Origin of the sequence: Variovorax sp. 278MFTsu5.1 (genome assembly GCF_048305045.1) — a bacterium.
In the GTDB taxonomy this organism is placed as follows: domain Bacteria; phylum Pseudomonadota; class Gammaproteobacteria; order Burkholderiales; family Burkholderiaceae_C; genus Variovorax; species Variovorax guangxiensis.
The window spans coordinates 3,152,059-3,169,834 of the sequence record NZ_CP157622.1 but is presented as its reverse complement, the minus strand read 5'-3'; the positions used below and the strand labels follow the sequence as shown (position 1 = coordinate 3,169,834).

Annotated in this window: 18 protein-coding genes; 7 read left to right on the top strand and 11 right to left on the bottom strand. The window is 69.0% G+C overall.

The window, feature by feature from the left end:
• Positions 1-67 precede the first annotated feature (67 nt).
• Both ABL844_RS14745 and ABL844_RS14740 read left to right on the top strand, forming a co-directional pair.
• Positions 68-928, top strand: a complete 861-nt coding sequence (locus ABL844_RS14745; RefSeq protein WP_418131749.1) for an AraC family transcriptional regulator — start codon at positions 68-70, stop codon at positions 926-928.
• A gap of 339 nt (positions 929-1,267) precedes the next feature.
• On the top strand, positions 1,268-1,669 hold the full coding sequence (locus tag ABL844_RS14740) for a GreA/GreB family elongation factor (RefSeq protein ID WP_418131748.1): 402 nt from the start codon (positions 1,268-1,270) through the stop codon (positions 1,667-1,669).
• Between the two features lie 15 nt (positions 1,670-1,684).
• Here ABL844_RS14740 and ABL844_RS14735 read toward each other — a convergent pair whose 3' ends face one another.
• Positions 1,685-1,903: a hypothetical protein gene (locus tag ABL844_RS14735; RefSeq protein ID WP_418131746.1), complete on the bottom strand. Its 219-nt coding sequence runs from the start codon at positions 1,901-1,903 to the stop codon at positions 1,685-1,687.
• Positions 1,904-2,373: 470 nt separating this feature from the next.
• On the opposite strand from ABL844_RS14735, the gene ABL844_RS14730 reads away from it, so the two are divergent.
• Positions 2,374-3,267: a CsgG/HfaB family protein gene (locus tag ABL844_RS14730; RefSeq protein ID WP_126019203.1), complete on the top strand. Its 894-nt coding sequence runs from the start codon at positions 2,374-2,376 to the stop codon at positions 3,265-3,267.
• Between the two features lie 34 nt (positions 3,268-3,301).
• Here the strand turns inward: ABL844_RS14730 and ABL844_RS14725 are convergent, their stop codons facing one another.
• Positions 3,302-3,706 carry a GFA family protein gene (locus tag ABL844_RS14725; RefSeq protein WP_418131745.1) on the bottom strand — a complete coding sequence of 135 codons (405 nt, stop codon included), beginning with the start codon at positions 3,704-3,706 and terminating at the stop codon, positions 3,302-3,304.
• Between the two features lie 105 nt (positions 3,707-3,811).
• On the opposite strand from ABL844_RS14725, the gene ABL844_RS14720 reads away from it, so the two are divergent.
• From ABL844_RS14720 to ABL844_RS14710, 3 genes are all read left to right on the top strand, one after another.
• Complete coding sequence (locus tag ABL844_RS14720) at positions 3,812-4,813, top strand: helix-turn-helix transcriptional regulator (RefSeq protein ID WP_418131744.1); 1,002 nt, start codon at positions 3,812-3,814, stop codon at positions 4,811-4,813.
• Positions 4,814-4,939: 126 nt separating this feature from the next.
• The gene (locus ABL844_RS14715; RefSeq protein ID WP_418131743.1) at positions 4,940-5,626 is read left to right on the top strand and encodes a response regulator; all 687 of its coding nucleotides are present in this window, start codon (positions 4,940-4,942) and stop codon (positions 5,624-5,626) included.
• Position 5,627: 1 nt separating this feature from the next.
• Entirely contained in the window at positions 5,628-7,499 is a 1,872-nt protein-coding gene (locus ABL844_RS14710) for a sensor histidine kinase (protein ID WP_418131742.1), read from the top strand.
• Between the two features lie 16 nt (positions 7,500-7,515).
• Here ABL844_RS14710 and ABL844_RS14705 read toward each other — a convergent pair whose 3' ends face one another.
• The 5 genes from ABL844_RS14705 to ABL844_RS14685 form a co-directional block, all read right to left on the bottom strand.
• Positions 7,516-7,818, bottom strand: coding sequence for a hypothetical protein (locus ABL844_RS14705; RefSeq protein WP_126019191.1), 303 nt, complete (start codon positions 7,816-7,818; stop codon positions 7,516-7,518).
• Positions 7,819-7,833: 15 nt separating this feature from the next.
• The gene (locus ABL844_RS14700; protein ID WP_418131741.1) at positions 7,834-9,318 is read right to left on the bottom strand and encodes a DegQ family serine endoprotease; all 1,485 of its coding nucleotides are present in this window, start codon (positions 9,316-9,318) and stop codon (positions 7,834-7,836) included.
• A gap of 92 nt (positions 9,319-9,410) precedes the next feature.
• The gene (locus ABL844_RS14695; RefSeq protein WP_418131740.1) at positions 9,411-10,748 is read right to left on the bottom strand and encodes an ATP-binding protein; all 1,338 of its coding nucleotides are present in this window, start codon (positions 10,746-10,748) and stop codon (positions 9,411-9,413) included.
• Between the two features lie 109 nt (positions 10,749-10,857).
• Positions 10,858-11,517 (bottom strand): response regulator, encoded by a 660-nt coding sequence (locus ABL844_RS14690; protein ID WP_184638356.1) that lies wholly within the window; start codon positions 11,515-11,517, stop codon positions 10,858-10,860.
• Between the two features lie 56 nt (positions 11,518-11,573).
• On the bottom strand, positions 11,574-12,344 hold the full coding sequence (locus ABL844_RS14685; protein WP_126019184.1) for an IclR family transcriptional regulator domain-containing protein: 771 nt from the start codon (positions 12,342-12,344) through the stop codon (positions 11,574-11,576).
• A 153-nt stretch (positions 12,345-12,497) separates the two neighbouring features.
• Here ABL844_RS14685 and pobA point away from each other — a divergent pair, with 153 nt between their 5' ends.
• A complete protein-coding gene (gene pobA, locus ABL844_RS14680) occupies positions 12,498-13,679 on the top strand; it encodes a 4-hydroxybenzoate 3-monooxygenase (RefSeq protein ID WP_418131739.1) in 1,182 nt (393 codons plus the stop codon).
• Here pobA and ABL844_RS14675 read toward each other — a convergent pair.
• Genes ABL844_RS14675 through ABL844_RS14660 form a run of 4 tightly spaced genes read right to left on the bottom strand, consistent with a single transcriptional unit; the run spans position 13,676 to position 17,726 of the window.
• Positions 13,676-14,092 (bottom strand): SRPBCC family protein, encoded by a 417-nt coding sequence (locus ABL844_RS14675; protein ID WP_418131738.1) that lies wholly within the window; start codon positions 14,090-14,092, stop codon positions 13,676-13,678. The genes pobA and ABL844_RS14675 overlap by 4 nt on opposite strands.
• 16 nt (positions 14,093-14,108) lie before the next feature.
• Positions 14,109-14,468, bottom strand: coding sequence for a VOC family protein (locus ABL844_RS14670; protein WP_093054451.1), 360 nt, complete (start codon positions 14,466-14,468; stop codon positions 14,109-14,111).
• Positions 14,447-15,361, bottom strand: a complete 915-nt coding sequence (locus tag ABL844_RS14665; protein WP_418120232.1) for a helix-turn-helix domain-containing protein — start codon at positions 15,359-15,361, stop codon at positions 14,447-14,449. Before ABL844_RS14665 ends, ABL844_RS14670 begins: the two co-directional genes overlap by 22 nt.
• A 34-nt stretch (positions 15,362-15,395) precedes the next feature.
• Positions 15,396-17,726: a xanthine dehydrogenase family protein molybdopterin-binding subunit gene (locus tag ABL844_RS14660; protein WP_418125642.1), complete on the bottom strand. Its 2,331-nt coding sequence runs from the start codon at positions 17,724-17,726 to the stop codon at positions 15,396-15,398.
• Positions 17,727-17,776: the final 50 nt, after the last annotated feature.

Genomic DNA, 17,776 nt, shown 5'->3' with positions numbered 1-17,776 from the left:
GCTCCGCTGGCCCATGTGAGCAAAGTCGGCTAAGTGCCCCTCGCATGAAAGGCGCACACTCGCGCGCATGGAAAGCAGCCGCCGGATCGAGCAGGACTACCGCGCCCGCGTGGCGCGCGCCGTCGCGGCCATCGTCGCCGATCCGATGGCCGAGCACCGGCTCGAAGATCTCGCGCGGCTCGCGCACTTCTCGCCCTTCCACTTCCACCGCGTCTATGCGAGCGTGGCCGGAGAAACCGTGGCGGCCACAGTGCGGCGCGTACGACTGGCGCTCGCCACCCGGCTGCTGGAAGCCGGCGACCAGAGCATCACGCAGGTCGCGCTGGCCGTGGGCTACGAAAGCCCGCAGGCCTTCACGCGCGCCTTCGGCCAGTTCACCGGACAGTCGCCGCGCGCATTCCAGCAGAAGATGGTGCGGGCGATTCTCGATGTCGATGCGTTGCCGCAACCCGATGACGGCGTCGCCACGCCAGCCGTGCGCATCGTCGAACACCCGACGCGACGGCTGCATGCGCTGCGGCACCAGGGGCCGTTCTCGACCATCCCTCACACTCATCGGCGGTTGCGCCAGCACGCCGGCACGGCCCGCATCACGGACCGCTGGGGAGCGTCTTTCGACGAGCCGGAGGGCAGCATCGGCTTCAGGTACTACGCCGCCGTCGACTCTCCCGATGCCTGGCCGGAAGCCCCCGAAGTCGAGATGCTCGACATTCCCGGCGGCTGCTACGCGGCGCATCGCCTCGCGGGCCCGTACTCGCAGATCAACGCTGCCGTGCGCGCCCTCTACATCCGCTGGCTGCCCGCCAGCGGCTACGAGCCCGACGACCGGCCCACGCTGGAGCACTACCTGAACTCGCCGCGGCAGGTCTCGCAGGCCGAGTTGCGCACCGACTTGCTGATTCCGATCCGCCGCACAGGCACGCCGTGAAACCGGCTAGCGCAGCTGGAACGCGATGAGCCCATGCCCGCCGTGCTTAACGGCAGTACACGCGGGGCCATTGCTTGATGGGCTCGTGGTGCATCCCTACACTCGTGCGCATGGCCCGTTCGTTCCACTCCCGCAAGCACGCTGCGCTCGAAGCAGCGCGTACCGGTGCCATGGCGACGATGGCGGCCTACCGACGCACCTGCGCACTTTCCTGAGCCCGGCGGTCCGCTACCCTTCCTTCTGATGCGCGAACCATTGACCGCCGGGCACCCGCCGCGCGGCCGCGTCGCCGTTCATTTCCTTCGTTCCTGACGGCGCCGCACTCGACTGGAGTGCTTCATGCTTGCCACCATTCACGGGGAGCGCACGCTCACCGAACTCGACTTCGTCCGCCTCGGCAAACTGGCGGATCACCAGCTCCCACCGGCACTCGCCGAACTGCTCGACGCGGCGGACGTGCTGCCATCGCGCGAAGTCCCGCCGGACCTCGTGACGATGAATTCCCAGGTCGAGATCGAGGACCCGGCTACGGGCCAGCGCCAGCAGATCACGCTGTGCTATCCCGGAGACTCGCAGCCGGGCGCTGGCTTCGTATCGGTGCTGTCGCCCGTCGGCATCGGCCTGCTGGGGGTGAAGACCGGGGCGCTCGCCTGCTGGCGCATGCCCAACGGCATCGAGCGCTCTGCGCGTGTGACCGCAGTGCTCTTCCAGCCCGAGGCCAGCGGCGACTACACGCGCTGAGGCAGGCCGTTTCTTTCAGTGCTTGATCACCGCGCTGGTCCGGTCCTTGGCGCTGTCAATGGTCGCGCTCACCGAGTTCGTGTTGACTGCCAGGGCCACCAGGATGGAGCCGACGAAAGCCGGGTCGGCCGCTGCGCTGAAGTTCGAAGCTCCCGCAATGGCCAGGGCCTGTTGCACCTGCTGGCGGGTCAGTTCCGTGGCTGCTTCTCCAACGATGTTCTTCTTGGTCGCCATCTGAAACTCCTGGAAGTGAAGGCCCGAATGTAACTTTCGGGACAGCGCATCCCGCGGCTTTTCCCTCTTGAGCCATTGGTACGGAAGCTCTCGTTGTTTCACGGTGTTCCTGAAAGTTTCCAGAGTAATAGAATCGCCGCGCCCCACCCGCCCGTCCCCCAAGCGCAGTGCGCCTGCCCGACGTCGCGGCCGGGCGATCGAGGAAGGGGGCTGCCGCGGCCCGCACCTCCCACACTTCGGAGTCCGGCCGATACGCCGCCGCCCGCGCGGTGGAAAAAACACGGCCGGGCCGCGCGTGAATGCACATGACTTTCGGCACTGGCGTGCCTGAATCTCGGGTCGTATCGTCGCGCGGTCGCCGGCGGCGCGTCGAATCGGGAGGTCATACAGGCCAGGGCAGATCCATCTTCGATCTTGACAAGTGACGTCCGCAACGGGCGCCGCATTCTTTTCACTTGACAGATCGGGACATGGCTTTTTCTAAACTTTCTCTCGCAAGCGCACTCGCCGGCCTGCTGGCCCTTTCGGGTTGCCAGACCATGGACATGCAAATGGGTAGCCAGTCGGCCAAGACCGTGGCCACCGGCAGCGCCGCCGGCGCCGCGACCTCCGGCGAAAGCAGCCAGCTCGAGCGCTGCGATTCGCCGCTGGGCACGGTCTCGCTGATCGAGAACGTGAACGCGGGCTGGTACACCATCCTCACCGGCGAGTACAAGCTGCCTCCCACGGCCAACCTGCTGCGCCTGCTGGTGCAGCAGTCGAACTGCTTCGTGGTGGTCGAGCGCAGCGCCGCCGGCATGAACGCGATGACGCGCGAGCGCGCGCTGATGCAGTCGGGCGAAATGCGCGGCGGCAGCAACTTCGGCCGCGGCCAGATGGTCGCTTCCGACTACGGCCTGTCGCCCGAGATCGTGTTCAGCAACAGCGATGCCGGCGGCCTGGGCGGCGCGCTCGGCGGCTTGGTGGGCGGCGGCCGCGGCCGCGCCATCGCCAGCCTCGGCGCGAGCCTGCAGACCAAGGAAGCCAGCGCCCTCCTGACGCTGATCGACAACCGTTCGGGCGTGCAGGTCGCGGCCGCCGAAGGCAGCGCCTCCAAGACCGACTTCGCGGGCTTCGCCGGCCTGGGCGGTCTCTCCGCCGCCGGCGGCATCGGCGGCTACACCCGCACGCCGCAGGGCAAGGTGATCGCAGCGGCCTTCATGGACGCCTTCAACCAGATGGTCCGTTCGCTGCGCAACTACAAGGCACAGACGGTGCGCGGCCAAGGCCTCGGTGGCGGCGGCCGCCTGGGCGTGGACGGCGGAGCGGCTCCCTCGCAGACCTCGGCGCCCGGCGCTGCGCCGGCAACCCGCCGCCGCAAGTAAGAAGGCAACAACCCGCCGGCCGGGCCCGCCTCGCTCAGAGGTAGCGCGTCTCGGCCGGCGCCTCGAACCAGTTGTTGTTGCGCCCGTCCATGTACCGGACGGGCGCCGTCGACAGTTCCTCCAGCGTCACGTCGTCCAGGCAATTCACCGCGACGCTCACATAGGCGCCACCGATCTCGGGCACGTTGCCGCGCCCGAACGAACGAACGCCGCAGTTCCTGCAGAACAGCCACTCGGTGCTGTGCGAGTTGAACTGGTACAGCGACAGCTCCTCCTCCCCCGAAAGCAGCGTGAAGGCATCCGGCTTCACGATCGCGCCCCATGCGCGGGTCTTGGTGCAGATCGAGCAGTTGCACTTGCCCGTGCCTTCGGCGAGATCGATCAGGGCCTGGAAGCGGACCTTGCCGCAATGGCAGCTGCCGTTGTACGTCTTCTTCATGGGTCTTCGTCCTGTTTTCCGCGGTGCGGAGGTGGTTGAGAGAAGAACCGAGGCTACAACCCATTGCGGACAGCTCCTGTCCTCGATTGCAGGCATGATGCGCACATGCTGTCAGCCACCGCACGCCTGATCCGGCTTCTTTCCCTGTTCCAGGCGCAACGCTCCTGGACGGGCGCCGACCTCGCCGCCCGGCTCGAGATCACCGAGCGCACCCTGCGCCGCGACGTCGACCGCCTGCGCAGCCTGGGCTATACGGTCGATTCCACCTCGGGCGTGGCCGGCGGCTACCGGCTCGGCGCGGGCACCGCGATGCCGCCGCTGCTGCTCGAGGACGAGGAAGCCATCGCCGTCGGGCTCGGCCTGGGCAACCCGGTGGGCGCCTCGGGCGACATCGAGAACGCCTCGATGCGCGCGCTGGCCAAGCTCGAACAGCTGATGCCGCCGCGCCTGCGCCGCCGGCTCGACAGCGTGCGCTCATCGGTGGTGCCGGTGATGCACGACAAATCGCCCGTGCGCCTGAAGGCCGTGTCCTTCCTCGCCGAAGCCTGCACCGACCGGCTCGAGCTGCGCTTCGGCTACCGCGACCACCACGACGCCCTCACCGAGCGCACGGCGCAGCCGCATCGCGTGGTGCAGACGGGCCGGCGCTGGTACCTGCTGGCGTGGGACGTGGCGCGCGAGGACTGGCGCACCTTCCGCCTCGACCGCATCGTCGAGCCCGTGCCCACCGGCGAGCGCTTCACGCCGCGCCGGCTGCCCCATGGCGATGTGGCGGCCTATATGGAGCACGCACGGAAGGTGTCACCCTACCTGCACCATGCGCAGATCGTGGTGCATGCACCCGTCGAGGCGCTGGAGCCCTATCTCGGCTGGGTCGGCGCCACGCCGCAGGCTGTCGGCGACGGTTCCACCCGCATCGCCACCGCGGCCAATTCGCTCGATGCGCTGGCCGTGTGGCTGGGCTGCCTGCCGCACGATTTCGAGGTCGAGTCGCCTCTGGAGCTGGTCGGGCACATCGCGCTCGTGGCAGGGCGGCTGGCCAGGGCGGCAACCGGCAAGACATCCCCTAGGCCACCGAAAGCGGTAGGCCGCCTCCCCCGTATATAGGATGGGCAGCGAGCGGGCAGCCCCCTACCCTTTGCGGCATCAGCAACCCAGGTCTTTTCCCCCCATGCGCCTTGTCACCACGCCATGCATGAGCGCATGCAGCTTCTTTCCGGGCCCGGTCCACGCATGACTGCGGAAACACAGGTCGCCCTCGTCGAAGACGACACCGGCATGCGCGAGCGCATCTCGCGCGTGGTCGACGCAGACCCGTCCCTGAGCCTGGCCTACAGCGCCTCCAACGCCAGCGACATCCTGCGCTGGCTGGTCGACAACCCGATCGACGTGCTGCTGGTGGACCTCGGCCTGCCCGACCGCCCCGGGCTGCAGGTGATCAGCCAGTGCCGCAACATGCAGCCGGCCTGCGCGGTGATGGTGCTTTCGATCTTCGGCGACGAGGCCAACATGGTCCAGGCCTTCGAGGCCGGCGCCAGCGGCTACCTGCTGAAGGACGGCACCGAGGCCGACCTCGCTACCCACATCCGCCACCTGCGCGCCGGCGGCTCGCCGATGTCGCCGGTCATCGCGCGCAAGCTGCTGCGCCGCTGGCAGGCGCACTCGGGAGCTGCGCCCAGGGAACAGGCCGCGGCCAAGGCTGCCGGTACGCCGACTGTCGCGCCCGAACGCCTGTCGCCGCGCGAGTTCGAGGTGCTCGACCTTGTCTCTCGTGGTTTCACCTATGTCGAAGTGGGGACGCAGATGGGAGTCTCGGCCTCGACTGTCCAAACCCATATCCGCAATATCTACGGCAAGCTGGATGTGCACAACAAATCGGAAGCTGTGTTCGAGGCCCGCAACCTCGGCTGGCTTCCCTAGCGTGACCGCCGGCGGCCTCTGCCGCCTGCTGCTCGCCGCCTTGTGCCTGTGGCTCGCCCTGGCGTCGGCGGCCTCCCATGCCGACGCAGCGGAATCGCCCGACGCATTCGACGTTCCCTCGGCCGAGGCGGTGCTCGAACCCGACGGCCTGCCGGCGCAGCAGCGACGCGTGGAGATTCCCTTCCGCTGGGACCATGAATTCCCCGGGCGCGGCGGCAAGGCCACCTACCGCATCGAACTTCCCGCTTCCGCGGTGCCGGCCGGCAAGCCCGCCGCGCTGCTGCTCTCGGGCGCGGGCAACCAGGTAGCGATCTCGTTCAACGACGCGCTGGTGGCGAGCTATGGCACGCTGGGCTTGCCGAGCTACGACGCGTCCAAGAGCAACCTGCTGGTGCCGGTGCCGGCCGTGCTGCACCAGGCAGGCCAGCCACAGTCGCTGGTGGTGCGCACCACCATCCAGCGCCAGCGCGGCGCGGGGCTGGCCAGCATCGACTACGGCCCCGAGGCGTCGCTGGCAACGGTCTACCGCGCCCGGCAGAACTGGCGCAACACCTCGGCCATCGTCTATGCCGTCAGCCTGCTGCTGATGGGCGGCATCGCCGGCGGGCTGTGGCTGCGCCAGCGCGACGCGCTCTACGGCTGCTTCGCGCTGGCCGCGCTCTCGGGCGTGGCGCGCAACCTTGACCGCGTATGGCCCGACGTGGCCATTCCCTGGCCGCTGTGGGGCGCCATCGTGGCGGTCTGCTACGCCTGCCACATCGGGCTGATCGCGCGCTTCGTGCTGCTGGTGCTGGAGCGCAATCCGCCGTGGCTGGTGCGCTCGATCTACACGGCGCTCGCGCTGTCGGTAACGCTGGCCTGCGCCTCCTTCGCCTTCGCGCAGCCGCTGCTGTGGACCGGCGGCCTCGTCATCCTGCAATGCATCAGCATCATCTGCCTGCCCTACGTGGTGTACGGGGCGCTGGTGGACCGCCGCCGTATCGCGGGCGTGCTGATGGCCGCGGGCACGCTAGCCATCCTGGCCGGCGCGCACGACCTGCTGCTGGTGCGCATGGGCCTCTTCGGCGGCGCCTACTACACGCTGACGGCGCACGCGATGTTCTTCTTCGTGATGATCCTGGCCGGCCTGGTGGTCGAGCGCTACAGCCGCACCGTAGCCGACTACCGCGCGCTCAACGCCAACCTCGCGGCCCGCGTGGCCGAGCGCGAAGACCAGTTGCGCGGCGCCTTCGAGACCGTGCGCCAGCAGCAGCAGGAACAGGCCGTGCTGCTGGAACGCCAGCGCATCATGCGGGAGATCCACGACGGCGTCGGCTCGCAGCTGGTCGGCCTCCTCAACGTGGTGACGCAGGCCAAACCGGACCGCACGGTGATCGAGGAACACGTGAAGCTCGCGCTCGACGAGATGCGCATGGCCGTCGATTCGCTGCAGCCCACGCACGACGACCTGGCCACCGTGCTGGCCACGCTGCGCTACCGCCTGCAGCCGCGGCTGGACGCCGCCGGCATCGAGCTGGTGTGGGACGTGGAAGTGATCCCGCAGCTGGAGCCTTTCGCCGCACAGGCGGCCCTGCAGCTGCAACGCATCCTGCTCGAAGCCTTCACCAACGTGCTCAAGCACGCGGGCGCCTCGCGCATCGTGATGCACGCGAGCTGGCACGGGGAAGAGACGCCTTCGCTGGTGCGCATCATGCTCACCGACAACGGGCGCGGCCTGCCTTCGGCGCCGGCCAATGGCGGGAGAACCGGCCACGGCATCGCCAACATGCGGGCGCGCGCCCAGTCCATCGGCGCGCGGCTGCAGATCGAGACGGCGGACCCGGCCGCCGGCGGCACGCGCATGCAGCTCGACTGGCCCTGCTCGCCTGCCTGAGGCGCCGCGCGGCCGTTCAGCGCAGGGCAAAGGCCAGCGTCACCGCACCCAGCGCCAGCAGCCCGAGGCCGGCGATGAAGACCATCTCGCCCCAGGCCTCCAGCCGCGCGCCCGACCTGCGCGAACGCATCGAGATGAAAGACAGCAACGCGCTGGCCAGGAAGACCAGCGCGTCCACTGCGAGCAGGCGGTCGATCAGAAGCCGCATGTCGTCGCGCGGCCCCAGGTGCCCGATGGACATCACCGTCATGCACACGCCGATCATGGTCGCAGACGTGGGCAGGATGTGAGCCGAGAGGCTCTGGGCGGGCGACGTCATGCCTGCGGGGCCAACTCAACCGATGCGAACCGGGACGAAGATCTTGTCTTCACCGCGCTGGATCAAGAGCGCCACCGACTTGTTGCTGGCCTTGGCCACCACCTCGCGCACCTGCTCCACGCTCTGCGCCGGCGTGCCGTTGATGGCCAGCAGCACGTCGCCCGCCTGCACCCCGGCCTGCGCCGAGGGGCCGGCCGCGTCTTCGATCAGCAGCCCGTTGTCGACGGAAGCCTCGCGCTTTTCCTGTGGCTGCAGCGGACGCAGCGCCAGGCCCAGCTTGCCCTGCCCCACGTCGGCGTCGGCCTTCGCGACCTTGGCCGGCTTGTCGCTCGCGTCGCCGAGCTTGGCCTGCAGCTCCTGGCGTTCGCCCTGGCGCCACACTTCGAGCGTGACCTTCTTGCCCGGCATCTGCTGGCCGATGACCGCGGGCAGGTCGCCCGAGGACACGATGGCCTGGCCGTCGACCTTGCGGATCACGTCGCCCGCCTTCAGGCCGGCCTTGTCGCCGGGGCCGCCCTTCTCGATGTTCGAGACCAGCGCGCCTTCGGGCCTGTCGAGCTTGAACGAATCGGCAAAGGCCTGGTTCACTTCCTGCACCGCGATGCCCAGGCGCGCGTGCTGCGCCTTGCCGGTGGCGACGATCTGGTCCTTCACCTGGATCGCCACGTCGATCGGGATCGCGAACGACACGCCCTGGTAGCCACCGCTGCGGCTGTAGATCTGCGAGTTGATGCCGACCACCTCGCCGCGCGTGTTCAGCAGCGGGCCGCCGGAATTGCCGGGGTTCACCGCCACGTCGGTCTGGATGAAGGGCACGTAGCTGTCGTCGGGCAGCGAGCGGCCCTTGGCGCTCACCACGCCGGCCGTGACGGTGTTCTCGAAGCCGAAGGGCGAGCCGATGGCCAGCACCCATTCGCCGACCTTCAGGTCCTTGGTGTTGCCCAGCGCGAGCACGGGCAGGTTCTTCGCGTCGATCTTGAGCACCGCGATGTCGGTCTTGGCGTCGGCGCCCAGCACCTTCGCGCGGTACTCGCGGCGGTCGGTGAGCTTGACGGTGACTTCCTTCGCGTCCTTCACCACGTGGGCGTTGGTGATGATGATGCCGCTGGGGTCGACGATGAAGCCCGACCCCTGCGCTCGCACCGGCACTTCGCGCTGCTGTTGCTGGCCGCGCGGATTCATCTGGCCCTGGAAGCGGCGGAAGAACTGGAACATCGGATCGTCCGGATCGATGCCCTGGATCTCGGCGGCTGCCTCGTCGTCGGAAGCCTTCATGGTGCCGGTCACGCTGATGTTGACCACGGCCGGGCCGTCGCGCGAAGTGATCGTCGAGAAGTCGGGCAGCGTGACCATGGCCGCGGGCGCGGTGGCGACGGCATTGGTGGTCGGCGCGCCCACGGCGCGGGCGCTGGTGTAGGCGCCGGCGCCGACCGCACCGATCACACCCGCACTTGCCAGGGCGATAGCCAGGGCACGGGGCGAAGTCAGACGTGAGTTCATTTGTCGGTTCCTTTCAAGGCGTATGGACGCAAAACGATGAAAGGAATGTCGCGGGTCTGACTTAAGCGCCGCTTAAACGGCGCGGCCGGGGCTCACGCGCGCGCGGGAAAGCGCATCAGCACGCGCAGCCCGCCAAGGCTGGGCGACTGCTCCAGCGCCACCGTGGCCCCGTGCAGGTCGGCAATCGACTTGACGATGGCCAGCCCCAGCCCGCTGCCCGGCGCCTGCGATTCACCCGAGCGATAGAAGCGGTCGAGCACCCGCTCGCGCTCCTCCGGCGGCAGGCCTGGCCCGCTGTCGTCCACGGTGAGTTCGGCCGTATCGCCCTTGCGCGCGATGCCGATGTCGACGCGGCCTTCCACCGGCGTGTACTTGATCGCGTTCTCCAGCAGGTTGCGCAGCAGCATCCGCAGCGCCTCGGACTGTCCATGCACCACCGCCTCGTCGGCATGGGCGATGCCGATGTCGATGCCGCGCGCCTGTGCGGCCGCCACGGCGTCGGACACCGCGAGCCGGGCCACCTCGGCCAGGTCCACCGGCTCGGGCTTCGCGCCGGCCGCCATGCTGGCTTCATGCCGGGCCAGCGCAAGCATCTGCTCGACCAGACGCGTCGCCCGGTCGATGCCCGCCACCAGCCTGCTCACCGCCAGCTCGCGCGAGGCATCGTCAGGCGCGCGCTGCAGGCCCTGCACCTGCAGCTTGAGCGCGGCCAGCGGCGAGCGCAGCTCGTGCGCGGCATCGGCGACGAAGTGCTTCTGCGCGTCGAAGGCATGGCGTACGCGGTCGAAGAGCAGGTTCAGCTCCTGCACCAGCGGGCGCACCTCCTCGGGCAGGTTCTCCTCGCTCACCGGGGAGAGATCGTCGGCCTGGCGCGAGGCCACCTGCTTGCGCACCCGCGCCACCGGCGCGAGCGACTGGCTCACCACCCACCACACGACCAGCATCAGCAGCGGCGCCATCAGCGCCACCGGCGCGATGGTGCGCAGGGCCAGCGTGCCGGCCATGTGGCGCCGCGCCGCCATGTCCTGCGCCACCTGGATCACCAGCCCGCGCGTCTGCATCGAGAACACGCGGTAGGTGGTGCCGCGCGCGTTCACATCGGCGAAGCCCAGCACCGCGAGCTGCGGCAGCGCGGCCTGCTCGGCGGATTCGAAGATGCGCGTGCCATCGGCCGTCCACACCTGCACGACGAAATCGAAGTTCTGCTCGGCGGCGCCCAGCCCGCCCACCGCAGCGCTCGGCGGCAGGCCGGCGCGCAGCGACAGCGCCATCTGCTGCATGTGGTAGTCGAAGATGTCGTCGGCCTCGGCCAGCACCGTGCGGTAGGCCACCAGTGCCTGCGCCCCCGCCGCCAGCACGATGGCTGCGAGCAGGAACCACAGCAGCCGCGCACGCAGCGAGCCTGTCAGCGAACCAATGACTCTGCTCATACACGCCCCCTTCGCGGGACGACACGGAACCGGCTTTGCCGGGCCGTAGGCGTCGCCCCCGGAAGGGGGTTGGCGAAGCGACACGAAGTGCGCGAAGCCTGGGGGCGAGTCATAGTTTCGGCACCATGTAGCCGACGCCGCGCACGTTGCGGATGAGCTCGGCGCCGAGCTTCTTGCGCAGGCCGTGCACGTACACCTCCACCGCGTTGCTGCTGATCTCGTCCTTCCAGCTGTAGAGCTTCTCCTCGAGCTGGGCGCGCGACAGCACCATGCCGGGCCGGGCCAGCAGCGGCTCCAGCACGGCCCATTCACGCGCCGACAGCACCACCGGCTGGCCGGCCACCGTGACCTCGCGCGTGGCCGGGTTGATGCTCACGCCCATGTGCTCGTACACCGGCTCCGCACGCCCCGCCGCGCGGCGCAGCAGGGCACGGATGCGCGCCAGCAGCTCGTCGAGGTCGTAGGGCTTGAGCACGTAGTCGTCGGCGCCGGCGTCCAGGCCTTCGATGCGCTGCTGCACCGAGTCGCGCGCGGTGGCGATCAGCACCGGCATGCGCTGCTTGCGCGCGCGCAGGTTGCGCAGCACCTCGAGCCCGTCGCGCCGTGGCACGCCCAGATCGAGCATCACGAGGTCGTATTGCTGGGTGCGCAGGGCCGTTTCGGCGGCCTCGCCGTCTTTCACCCAGTCCACCGCGTACTGTTCGGCGCGCAGCAGGTCGAGCACCGCTTCGCCGATCATCACGTCGTCTTCGAGGAGTAGGAGTCGCATGGTTGTGTCCGTTTCGAGGATTCGAGGCGCGGGCCGCGGCCAAAGTTCAGAGCAAGTCAGAGAAGCGAACGGACTTCCCGTGCAGCCTCGAAGAGCAGCGGCAGCATCTCGCGCTGCAGCGTCTCTTCCTGGTAGCGCGTGCCCGAGAGCACCACGTTGAGCGCGGCCACCGTATGGCCCTGCATGTCGCGCAGCGGCACGGCCAGCGCCTGCACGCCCAGCTCGTGCTCTTCGCTGGCGAAACAGTAGTCGTCCTTGCGCGCGCGGGCGATCAGCTGACGCAGGCCGCGCGCCTGCGTCACCGTGCGCGGCGTGAGCCGTGCGAGATGCCGGCCCTTGAGCCACTGCGTGAACTGCGCCGGTGCCATCGCCGCGAGCAGCACGCGCCCGGTGGAAGTGGCATGCGCGGGCAGCCGCGCCCCCAGGTGCAGGCCATAGGCCAGCACGCGCGTCGGCGTGCCGTAGCTGCCGCTGCGCGCGACGATGACCACCTCTTCCCCGTCGAGCACGACGGCCGAGAACGACTCGCCGGTCTGCGCCGCGAGCCGGTTCAGCGTGGGCTGCAGCGCCCGCGGCAATCGGGAAGACGCGAGATAGCTGCCCGAGAAGCGCAGCACCTTCGGCGCCATCCAGAAATAGCTGCCGTCGGTTTCCAGGTAGCCCAGGTGGGCCAGCGTCAGCAAATGGCGGCGGGCTGCTGCGCGCGTGAGGCCGGCGCGTTCGGCGGCCAGGGTGGCGTTCAGGCGCTGGCGCTCGGTGTCGAAGCTTTCGAGCACGGCCATGCCCTTGGCGATGCCCTCGATGAAGTCGGCCTTGGCGATGCTCATTCTTCGGTCGATGGAGGATGGGGTTCGTCGTCTGTGGAAGTGTTGCGCGATGATCGCGCACGCATTCGCATGATCGCACACAGCCGCGCGCACTGCCTCCCTGGAAGGCCCCGTGCGCCCTACGCTCCGTGAAACCCTCTCGGAGACACGAACATGCGCACCCAGGTCGCCATCATCGGAGCCGGACCCGCCGGCCTTCTGCTCGGGCAGCTTCTGCACAAGGCAGGCATCGACAACGTCATCGTCGAACGCCAGAGCGGCGACTACGTGCTCGGCCGCATCCGCGCCGGCGTGCTCGAGCAGGTCACGATGGACCTGCTGGCGCGTGCGGGCGTCGACGCCCGCGCCAAGGCCGAGGGACTGCCGCACGAGGGCATCGAACTGCTCTTCAAGGGCGCGCGCCACCGCATCGACATGCACGGCCTCACGGGCGGCAAGCAGGTGACGGTGTATGGCCAGACCGAAGTGACGCGCGACCTGATGGAAGCGCGCGCGGCCGAAGGGCTCACCACCATCTACAGCGCGGCCAACGTGAGCCTGCACGACTTCCAGTCGGGCAAGCCCCGCGTGCGCTACGAAAAGGATGGCCAGACGCACGAGATCGAATGCGACTTCATCGCCGGCTGCGACGGCTACCACGGCGTGAGCCGCGCCAGCGTGCCGGCCGATGCGATCCAGACCTACGAGAAGATCTACCCCTTCGGCTGGCTCGGCGTACTGGCCGACGTGCCGCCGGTGTCGCATGAACTCATCTACGCCAACACCGAGCGCGGCTTCGCGCTGTGCAGCATGCGCAGCGCCACGCGCAGCCGCTACTACGTGCAGGTGCCCACCGAGGAGCGGGTGGAGAACTGGAGCGACGAGGCTTTCTGGAACGAGCTTCGCGCACGCCTCGACCCAGAAGCGCGCGAGCGACTGGTGACCGGGCCTTCGCTGGAGAAGAGCATTGCACCGCTGCGCAGCTTCGTCGCCGAGCCGATGCGCTTCGGCTCACTGTTCCTGGCGGGCGACGCGGCGCACATCGTGCCGCCGACGGGCGCCAAGGGGCTGAACCTCGCCACGGCCGACGTCGGGTATCTCTCGCGCGCATTCGAAATCTTCTACGGCGAGAAGTCGGCCTCGGCGCTCGACCGCTATTCCGACCTGTGCCTGCGCCGCGTCTGGAAGGCCGAGCGCTTCTCGTGGTGGTTCACCTCGTTGATGCACCGTTTTCCGGAGACGGGCGCCTTCGGCCAGAAGATCCAGGAAGCCGAGCTCGACTACCTGGTGCATTCGGCCGCCGCCTCCACCGCGCTGGCGGAGAACTACGTCGGGCTGCCGCTCGAAGACTTCTAGGCCGCGGCCGGGGCCGGGCGACCTTCCAGCGCGGCCTTCATGACAGCGCCGCCCTGCTCCATCATCGGCCCGATGTAGGCCGTCATCGCATCGGGCAGCACGTCGGTGATCCAGACGAAGCGCGAGCGGCCTTCGCCTTCCTCGAAAACCTGCGCCGTCGCATGGTGATGCCTCGCCTGCCCGCCGGTGACGGTGTAGGCCAGCCGACGATGGGCCTCGTCGATGCCCACCAGCAGTTCGCGCGCGACGAGGCCGTTGGCGAAGGTCAGGATGCGCGCGCCCTCCTCATCGATCGTGCAGGCCGTGAGAAAGCCCGGCGCGAGCCGCGTGTGCACCGCATCGAAGTCGCGCAGCGCGTCCCAGACCTGCGCCGCGCTCGCCTCGACGATGAATTCCTTGTAGACCGTGGCCATGGCGTGGAACCTCTCTTCAGGGGCAGACCGCTTCGACGTTGTTGCCGTCGGGGTCGATCAGGAAGGCAGCGTAATAGGTCGGGCTGTAGTCCGGCCTGGGGCCTGCGCCACCGTTGTCGGTGCCGCCGGCTTTCAGGCCGGCCTTGTGGAAGGCGGCCACGGCCTCGTGGTTCGGTGCACGGAATGCGATGTGAGTGCCCGGCCCCTTCGCGCCCTTGGCGGCGTAGAGCCACAGCGCGGGTTCGTCGGCCGGGCCGATGCCGGCGTAGCTGTCGTCGTGCGGGCCCGGCACATGGCCCAGAGGCGCGAGCGCTGCTTCGTAGAAGCGGCGGCTCGCGGCGAGGTCTTTGACTTTCAGTCCGATGTGGTCGTACATGATGGCTTCCTGCTCGATGTGTTGATCAGGAGTCCATCATCTAAGAGCGCCGCGATGCGTTCTTGGAGAATCTTGCGGTCGCCCCTGGCCGCCTTGCGGAAGCCGCCCGGCGACACGCCCGCTGCGCGATGGAAGGTGCGCACGAAGTTGCTGAGGTCGGCAAAGCCCACGTCCAGCGCGACCTCGGTCACGGGCCGGCTGTCGTCGTCGGCCAGCAGGCGCGCGGCATGCCGCAGGCGCGAGCGCACGAGGTACTGGTGCGGGGTGACGCCCAGCACCTGCGAGAAGAGCCGCAGGAAGTGGAAGGAGCTCAGGCCGGCTTCGGCAGCGGCGCCGTCGAGGCCGATGTCGTGCTGCAGGTTGGCGTCGATCCACATCGCGGCATCGACCGCGCGGCGGCGGTCGCGAGAGATGGCCGGGGACGGCAACTTTGGCTTCGCCCGCCCCGAGACGACCTCGACGAAGCGGCTCGCGAACCACATGCCCAGTTCGTCCAGCCCCACGTCGCTCTGTCCGTCGGCAGCGGCCTGGGCCAGTTCGCCGATGACCACGAGCTCGGCCAGCGGCGGCACACCGCCGGTGCGCCAGGTCTTGCGGTCACCGCCGATCAGGTCGACGAAGCCCGGCGACAGATGAAAGGCCAGGCACTCGTCGCCGCAGACATGGTGGTCGTGCGTGCAGACGTACTCGTCGCCCGGACAGCCGACCAGCACCGAGCCGGCGACCAGCTCATAGGCATTGCCGCGCGTGCGATAGCCGAAGCTGCCCCTTCGCACGTACGAGACCGAATGGCCTTCGTGCAGCTCGGTGAAGGGCTGCGCGTCGGGCCCCGCGTCGCAGCGGTAGCTGGCGATGCGGATCGCATCGGTCCGGACCTCGGTGGTGACAAGCATGGCCGGTGCCTTTCTGCCCCACGAAAACGATTGCTCAATCGACCGTTTGCATCGCCTGCCAGACACGCGCAGGGCTCAGCGGCATGTGCAGCCGCGGCGCGCGCGTAGCGAAGCCGTTGCGCGCGAAGGCGTCGGCCACCGCATTCACGATGGCCGGCGTGGCGCCGATGGTGCCCAGCTCGCCCACGCCCTTCACGCCCAGCGGGTTGTTCTTGCAGGGCGTCGACTCGTCCATCTCCATGTTGAACATGGTGTCGACGATGTCGGCGCGCGGGGCGGCGTAGTCCATCAGGCTGCCGGTGACGGGCTGGCCGGTCTCGTGGTCGTACACCACCTGCTCGTACAGCGCCTGGCCGATGCCCTGCACCGCACCGCCTTCGAGCTGGCCGCGCACGATCATCGGATTGATGACGCGGCCCACGTCGTTGACCGAGCTGTAGGCCACCACGCTGATCTCGCCGGTGGGCGGATCGATCTCGATCTCGCAGATGTGGCAGCCGTTGGGCCAGGTGGGGCCGGCAACGGTGCTGGTGGAGTCGACGAAGATCTCGCGCCCCGGTTGCTTGGCCGCCAGGGTGAAGAGGTCGAGTTCCAGGTCGGTGCCGGCCACGTTGAAGACGCCTCGGCTGTAGACGATGTCGTCGAGCGCCGCCTCGAACTCCTGCGCGGCCAGTTCGCGAGCCTTGTCGATGGTGCGCTCAGCGCCGATGCGCACGGCCGAGCCGCCGGTGAAGAGAGAGCGCGAGCCGGCGCTGCCGAAGCCGTCGCCGCGGTCGGTGTCGCCCAGCACCACGCGCACCTTCTCGATGGGCACGCCGAAGGCATCCACGGCGAGCTGGGCCAGCGAGGTGGCAATGCCCTGCCCCATGGCGTTGACGGCCGAGAAAACCTCGATCACGCCGTCGGCCTGCACCGAGACGGTGACGCGTTCCTCGAACACGTTGCCGCCGGTCCATTCGAGGAAAGTGGCGATGCCCAGGCCGCGGTGCTTGCCACGGCCGGCCGACTCGGCGGCGCGGCTCTCGAAACCCTGCCAGTCGGCGAGCGTGAGCGCCTGGTCCATCACCGACTCGAAGTTGCCCGTGTCGTAGGTCTGCGCCATCGGGTTCTTGTACGGCATCTGCTCGGGGCGGATGAAGTTGCGCCGGCGCAGCACGATGCGGTCGATGCCGGTCTGGCGCGCGGCCTCGTCCATGAGCCGTTCGATGGTGAAGATGGCTTCGGGGCGGCCCGCGCCGCGGTAGGCGCCAGTGGGAGCGGTGTTGGTGAGCACCGCCTTGAAATGGAAATCGATGGTCTGGATGTCGTAGACGCTGGTCTGCACCCAGGGGCCGATCAGCAGCTGGATCGCGACGCCGGTGCCGGTCGCGTAGGCGCCGACGTTGGCCAGCGTCTTGATGCGCAGCGCGAGGATCTTGCCGTCGGCGTCGAGTGCCATCTCGGCGCGCGCCTCGATGTCGCGGCCGTGCGCGCTGGAGAGGAACTCCTCGCTGCGGTCGGCCACCCACTTCACCGGCCGGTCCACCTGGAGCGCCGCATAGGCGACGGCGATGTCCTCCGGGTAGGCGCCGGTCTTCATGCCGAAGCCGCCGCCGACATCTCCCACCACCACGCGCACCTTTTCCTTGGGCAGGCCGATGGCGGCGCAGATGGAATCGCGCACGCCAGACGGCATCTGGGTGCTCATGCGGATCGTGAGGCGGCCGGTTTCGGCGTCGCGCGCCGCGAGCACCGAGCGCGGCTCGATCGTCAGGGCGACCACGCGCTGGTTGTTCACGTCGAGCGCGACCACGTGGCTGGCCTTGGCGAAGGCGGCCGTGGCGGCTTCGCTGCTGCCGTGGCGCATTTCGGCGGAGATGTTGCCGGTGGCCTCCTCGCACAGCAGCGGCGCGCCTTCCGCGGTGGCGCTGGCGAGGTCGACCACCATGGGCAGGTCTTCGTAGTCGACCATGATGGCTTCGGCGGCGTCGCGCGCCTGCTGCACGGTGTCGGCCACCACGGCAGCCACCACTTCGCCGACGAAACGGGTGCGCTCGTGGGCGATGGCTCGGCGCGGCGGGCTGGCGCTGTCGCTGCCGTCGGCGCGCTTGAAGCCGGCGGCGCCGGGAAGAGGCTTGACGCCGGCCTCCACCATCTCGGCGCCGGTGATCACTCGCAGCACGCCGGGCATGGCGGCGGCGGCGCTGGTGTCGATGGACAGGATGCGCGCGTGCGGGTAGGAGGATCGAAGGAAGACGAGGTGCGCCTGCTCGGGGAGCGTGACGTCGTCGGTGTAGCGGCCGGCGCCCGACAGAAGGCTTTCATCTTCCAGGCGGCGCACTGCCTGGCCGCTGCCGAAGCGGGTGGGATTGGGTTCAGTGGTCAACGTTGTCCTCTTGTACTTATCCCCGGCGTGCGCTCGGGCCTGCCTGATCT

Coding starts and splice junctions, on each gene's coding strand:
- ABL844_RS14745 (WP_418131749.1), top strand. CDS start 68: ATGGAAAGCAGCCGCCGGATCGAGCAGGACTACCGCGCCCGCGTGGCG.
- ABL844_RS14740 (WP_418131748.1), top strand. CDS start 1,268: ATGCTTGCCACCATTCACGGGGAGCGCACGCTCACCGAACTCGACTTC.
- ABL844_RS14735 (WP_418131746.1), bottom strand. CDS start 1,903: ATGGCGACCAAGAAGAACATCGTTGGAGAAGCAGCCACGGAACTGACC.
- ABL844_RS14730 (WP_126019203.1), top strand. CDS start 2,374: ATGGCTTTTTCTAAACTTTCTCTCGCAAGCGCACTCGCCGGCCTGCTG.
- ABL844_RS14725 (WP_418131745.1), bottom strand. CDS start 3,706: ATGAAGAAGACGTACAACGGCAGCTGCCATTGCGGCAAGGTCCGCTTC.
- ABL844_RS14720 (WP_418131744.1), top strand. CDS start 3,812: ATGCTGTCAGCCACCGCACGCCTGATCCGGCTTCTTTCCCTGTTCCAG.
- ABL844_RS14715 (WP_418131743.1), top strand. CDS start 4,940: ATGACTGCGGAAACACAGGTCGCCCTCGTCGAAGACGACACCGGCATG.
- ABL844_RS14705 (WP_126019191.1), bottom strand. CDS start 7,818: ATGACGTCGCCCGCCCAGAGCCTCTCGGCTCACATCCTGCCCACGTCT.
- ABL844_RS14700 (WP_418131741.1), bottom strand. CDS start 9,318: ATGAACTCACGTCTGACTTCGCCCCGTGCCCTGGCTATCGCCCTGGCA.
- ABL844_RS14695 (WP_418131740.1), bottom strand. CDS start 10,748: ATGAGCAGAGTCATTGGTTCGCTGACAGGCTCGCTGCGTGCGCGGCTG.
- ABL844_RS14690 (WP_184638356.1), bottom strand. CDS start 11,517: ATGCGACTCCTACTCCTCGAAGACGACGTGATGATCGGCGAAGCGGTG.
- ABL844_RS14685 (WP_126019184.1), bottom strand. CDS start 12,344: ATGAGCATCGCCAAGGCCGACTTCATCGAGGGCATCGCCAAGGGCATG.
- pobA (WP_418131739.1), top strand. CDS start 12,498: ATGCGCACCCAGGTCGCCATCATCGGAGCCGGACCCGCCGGCCTTCTG.
- ABL844_RS14675 (WP_418131738.1), bottom strand. CDS start 14,092: ATGGCCACGGTCTACAAGGAATTCATCGTCGAGGCGAGCGCGGCGCAG.
- ABL844_RS14670 (WP_093054451.1), bottom strand. CDS start 14,468: ATGTACGACCACATCGGACTGAAAGTCAAAGACCTCGCCGCGAGCCGC.
- ABL844_RS14665 (WP_418120232.1), bottom strand. CDS start 15,361: ATGCTTGTCACCACCGAGGTCCGGACCGATGCGATCCGCATCGCCAGC.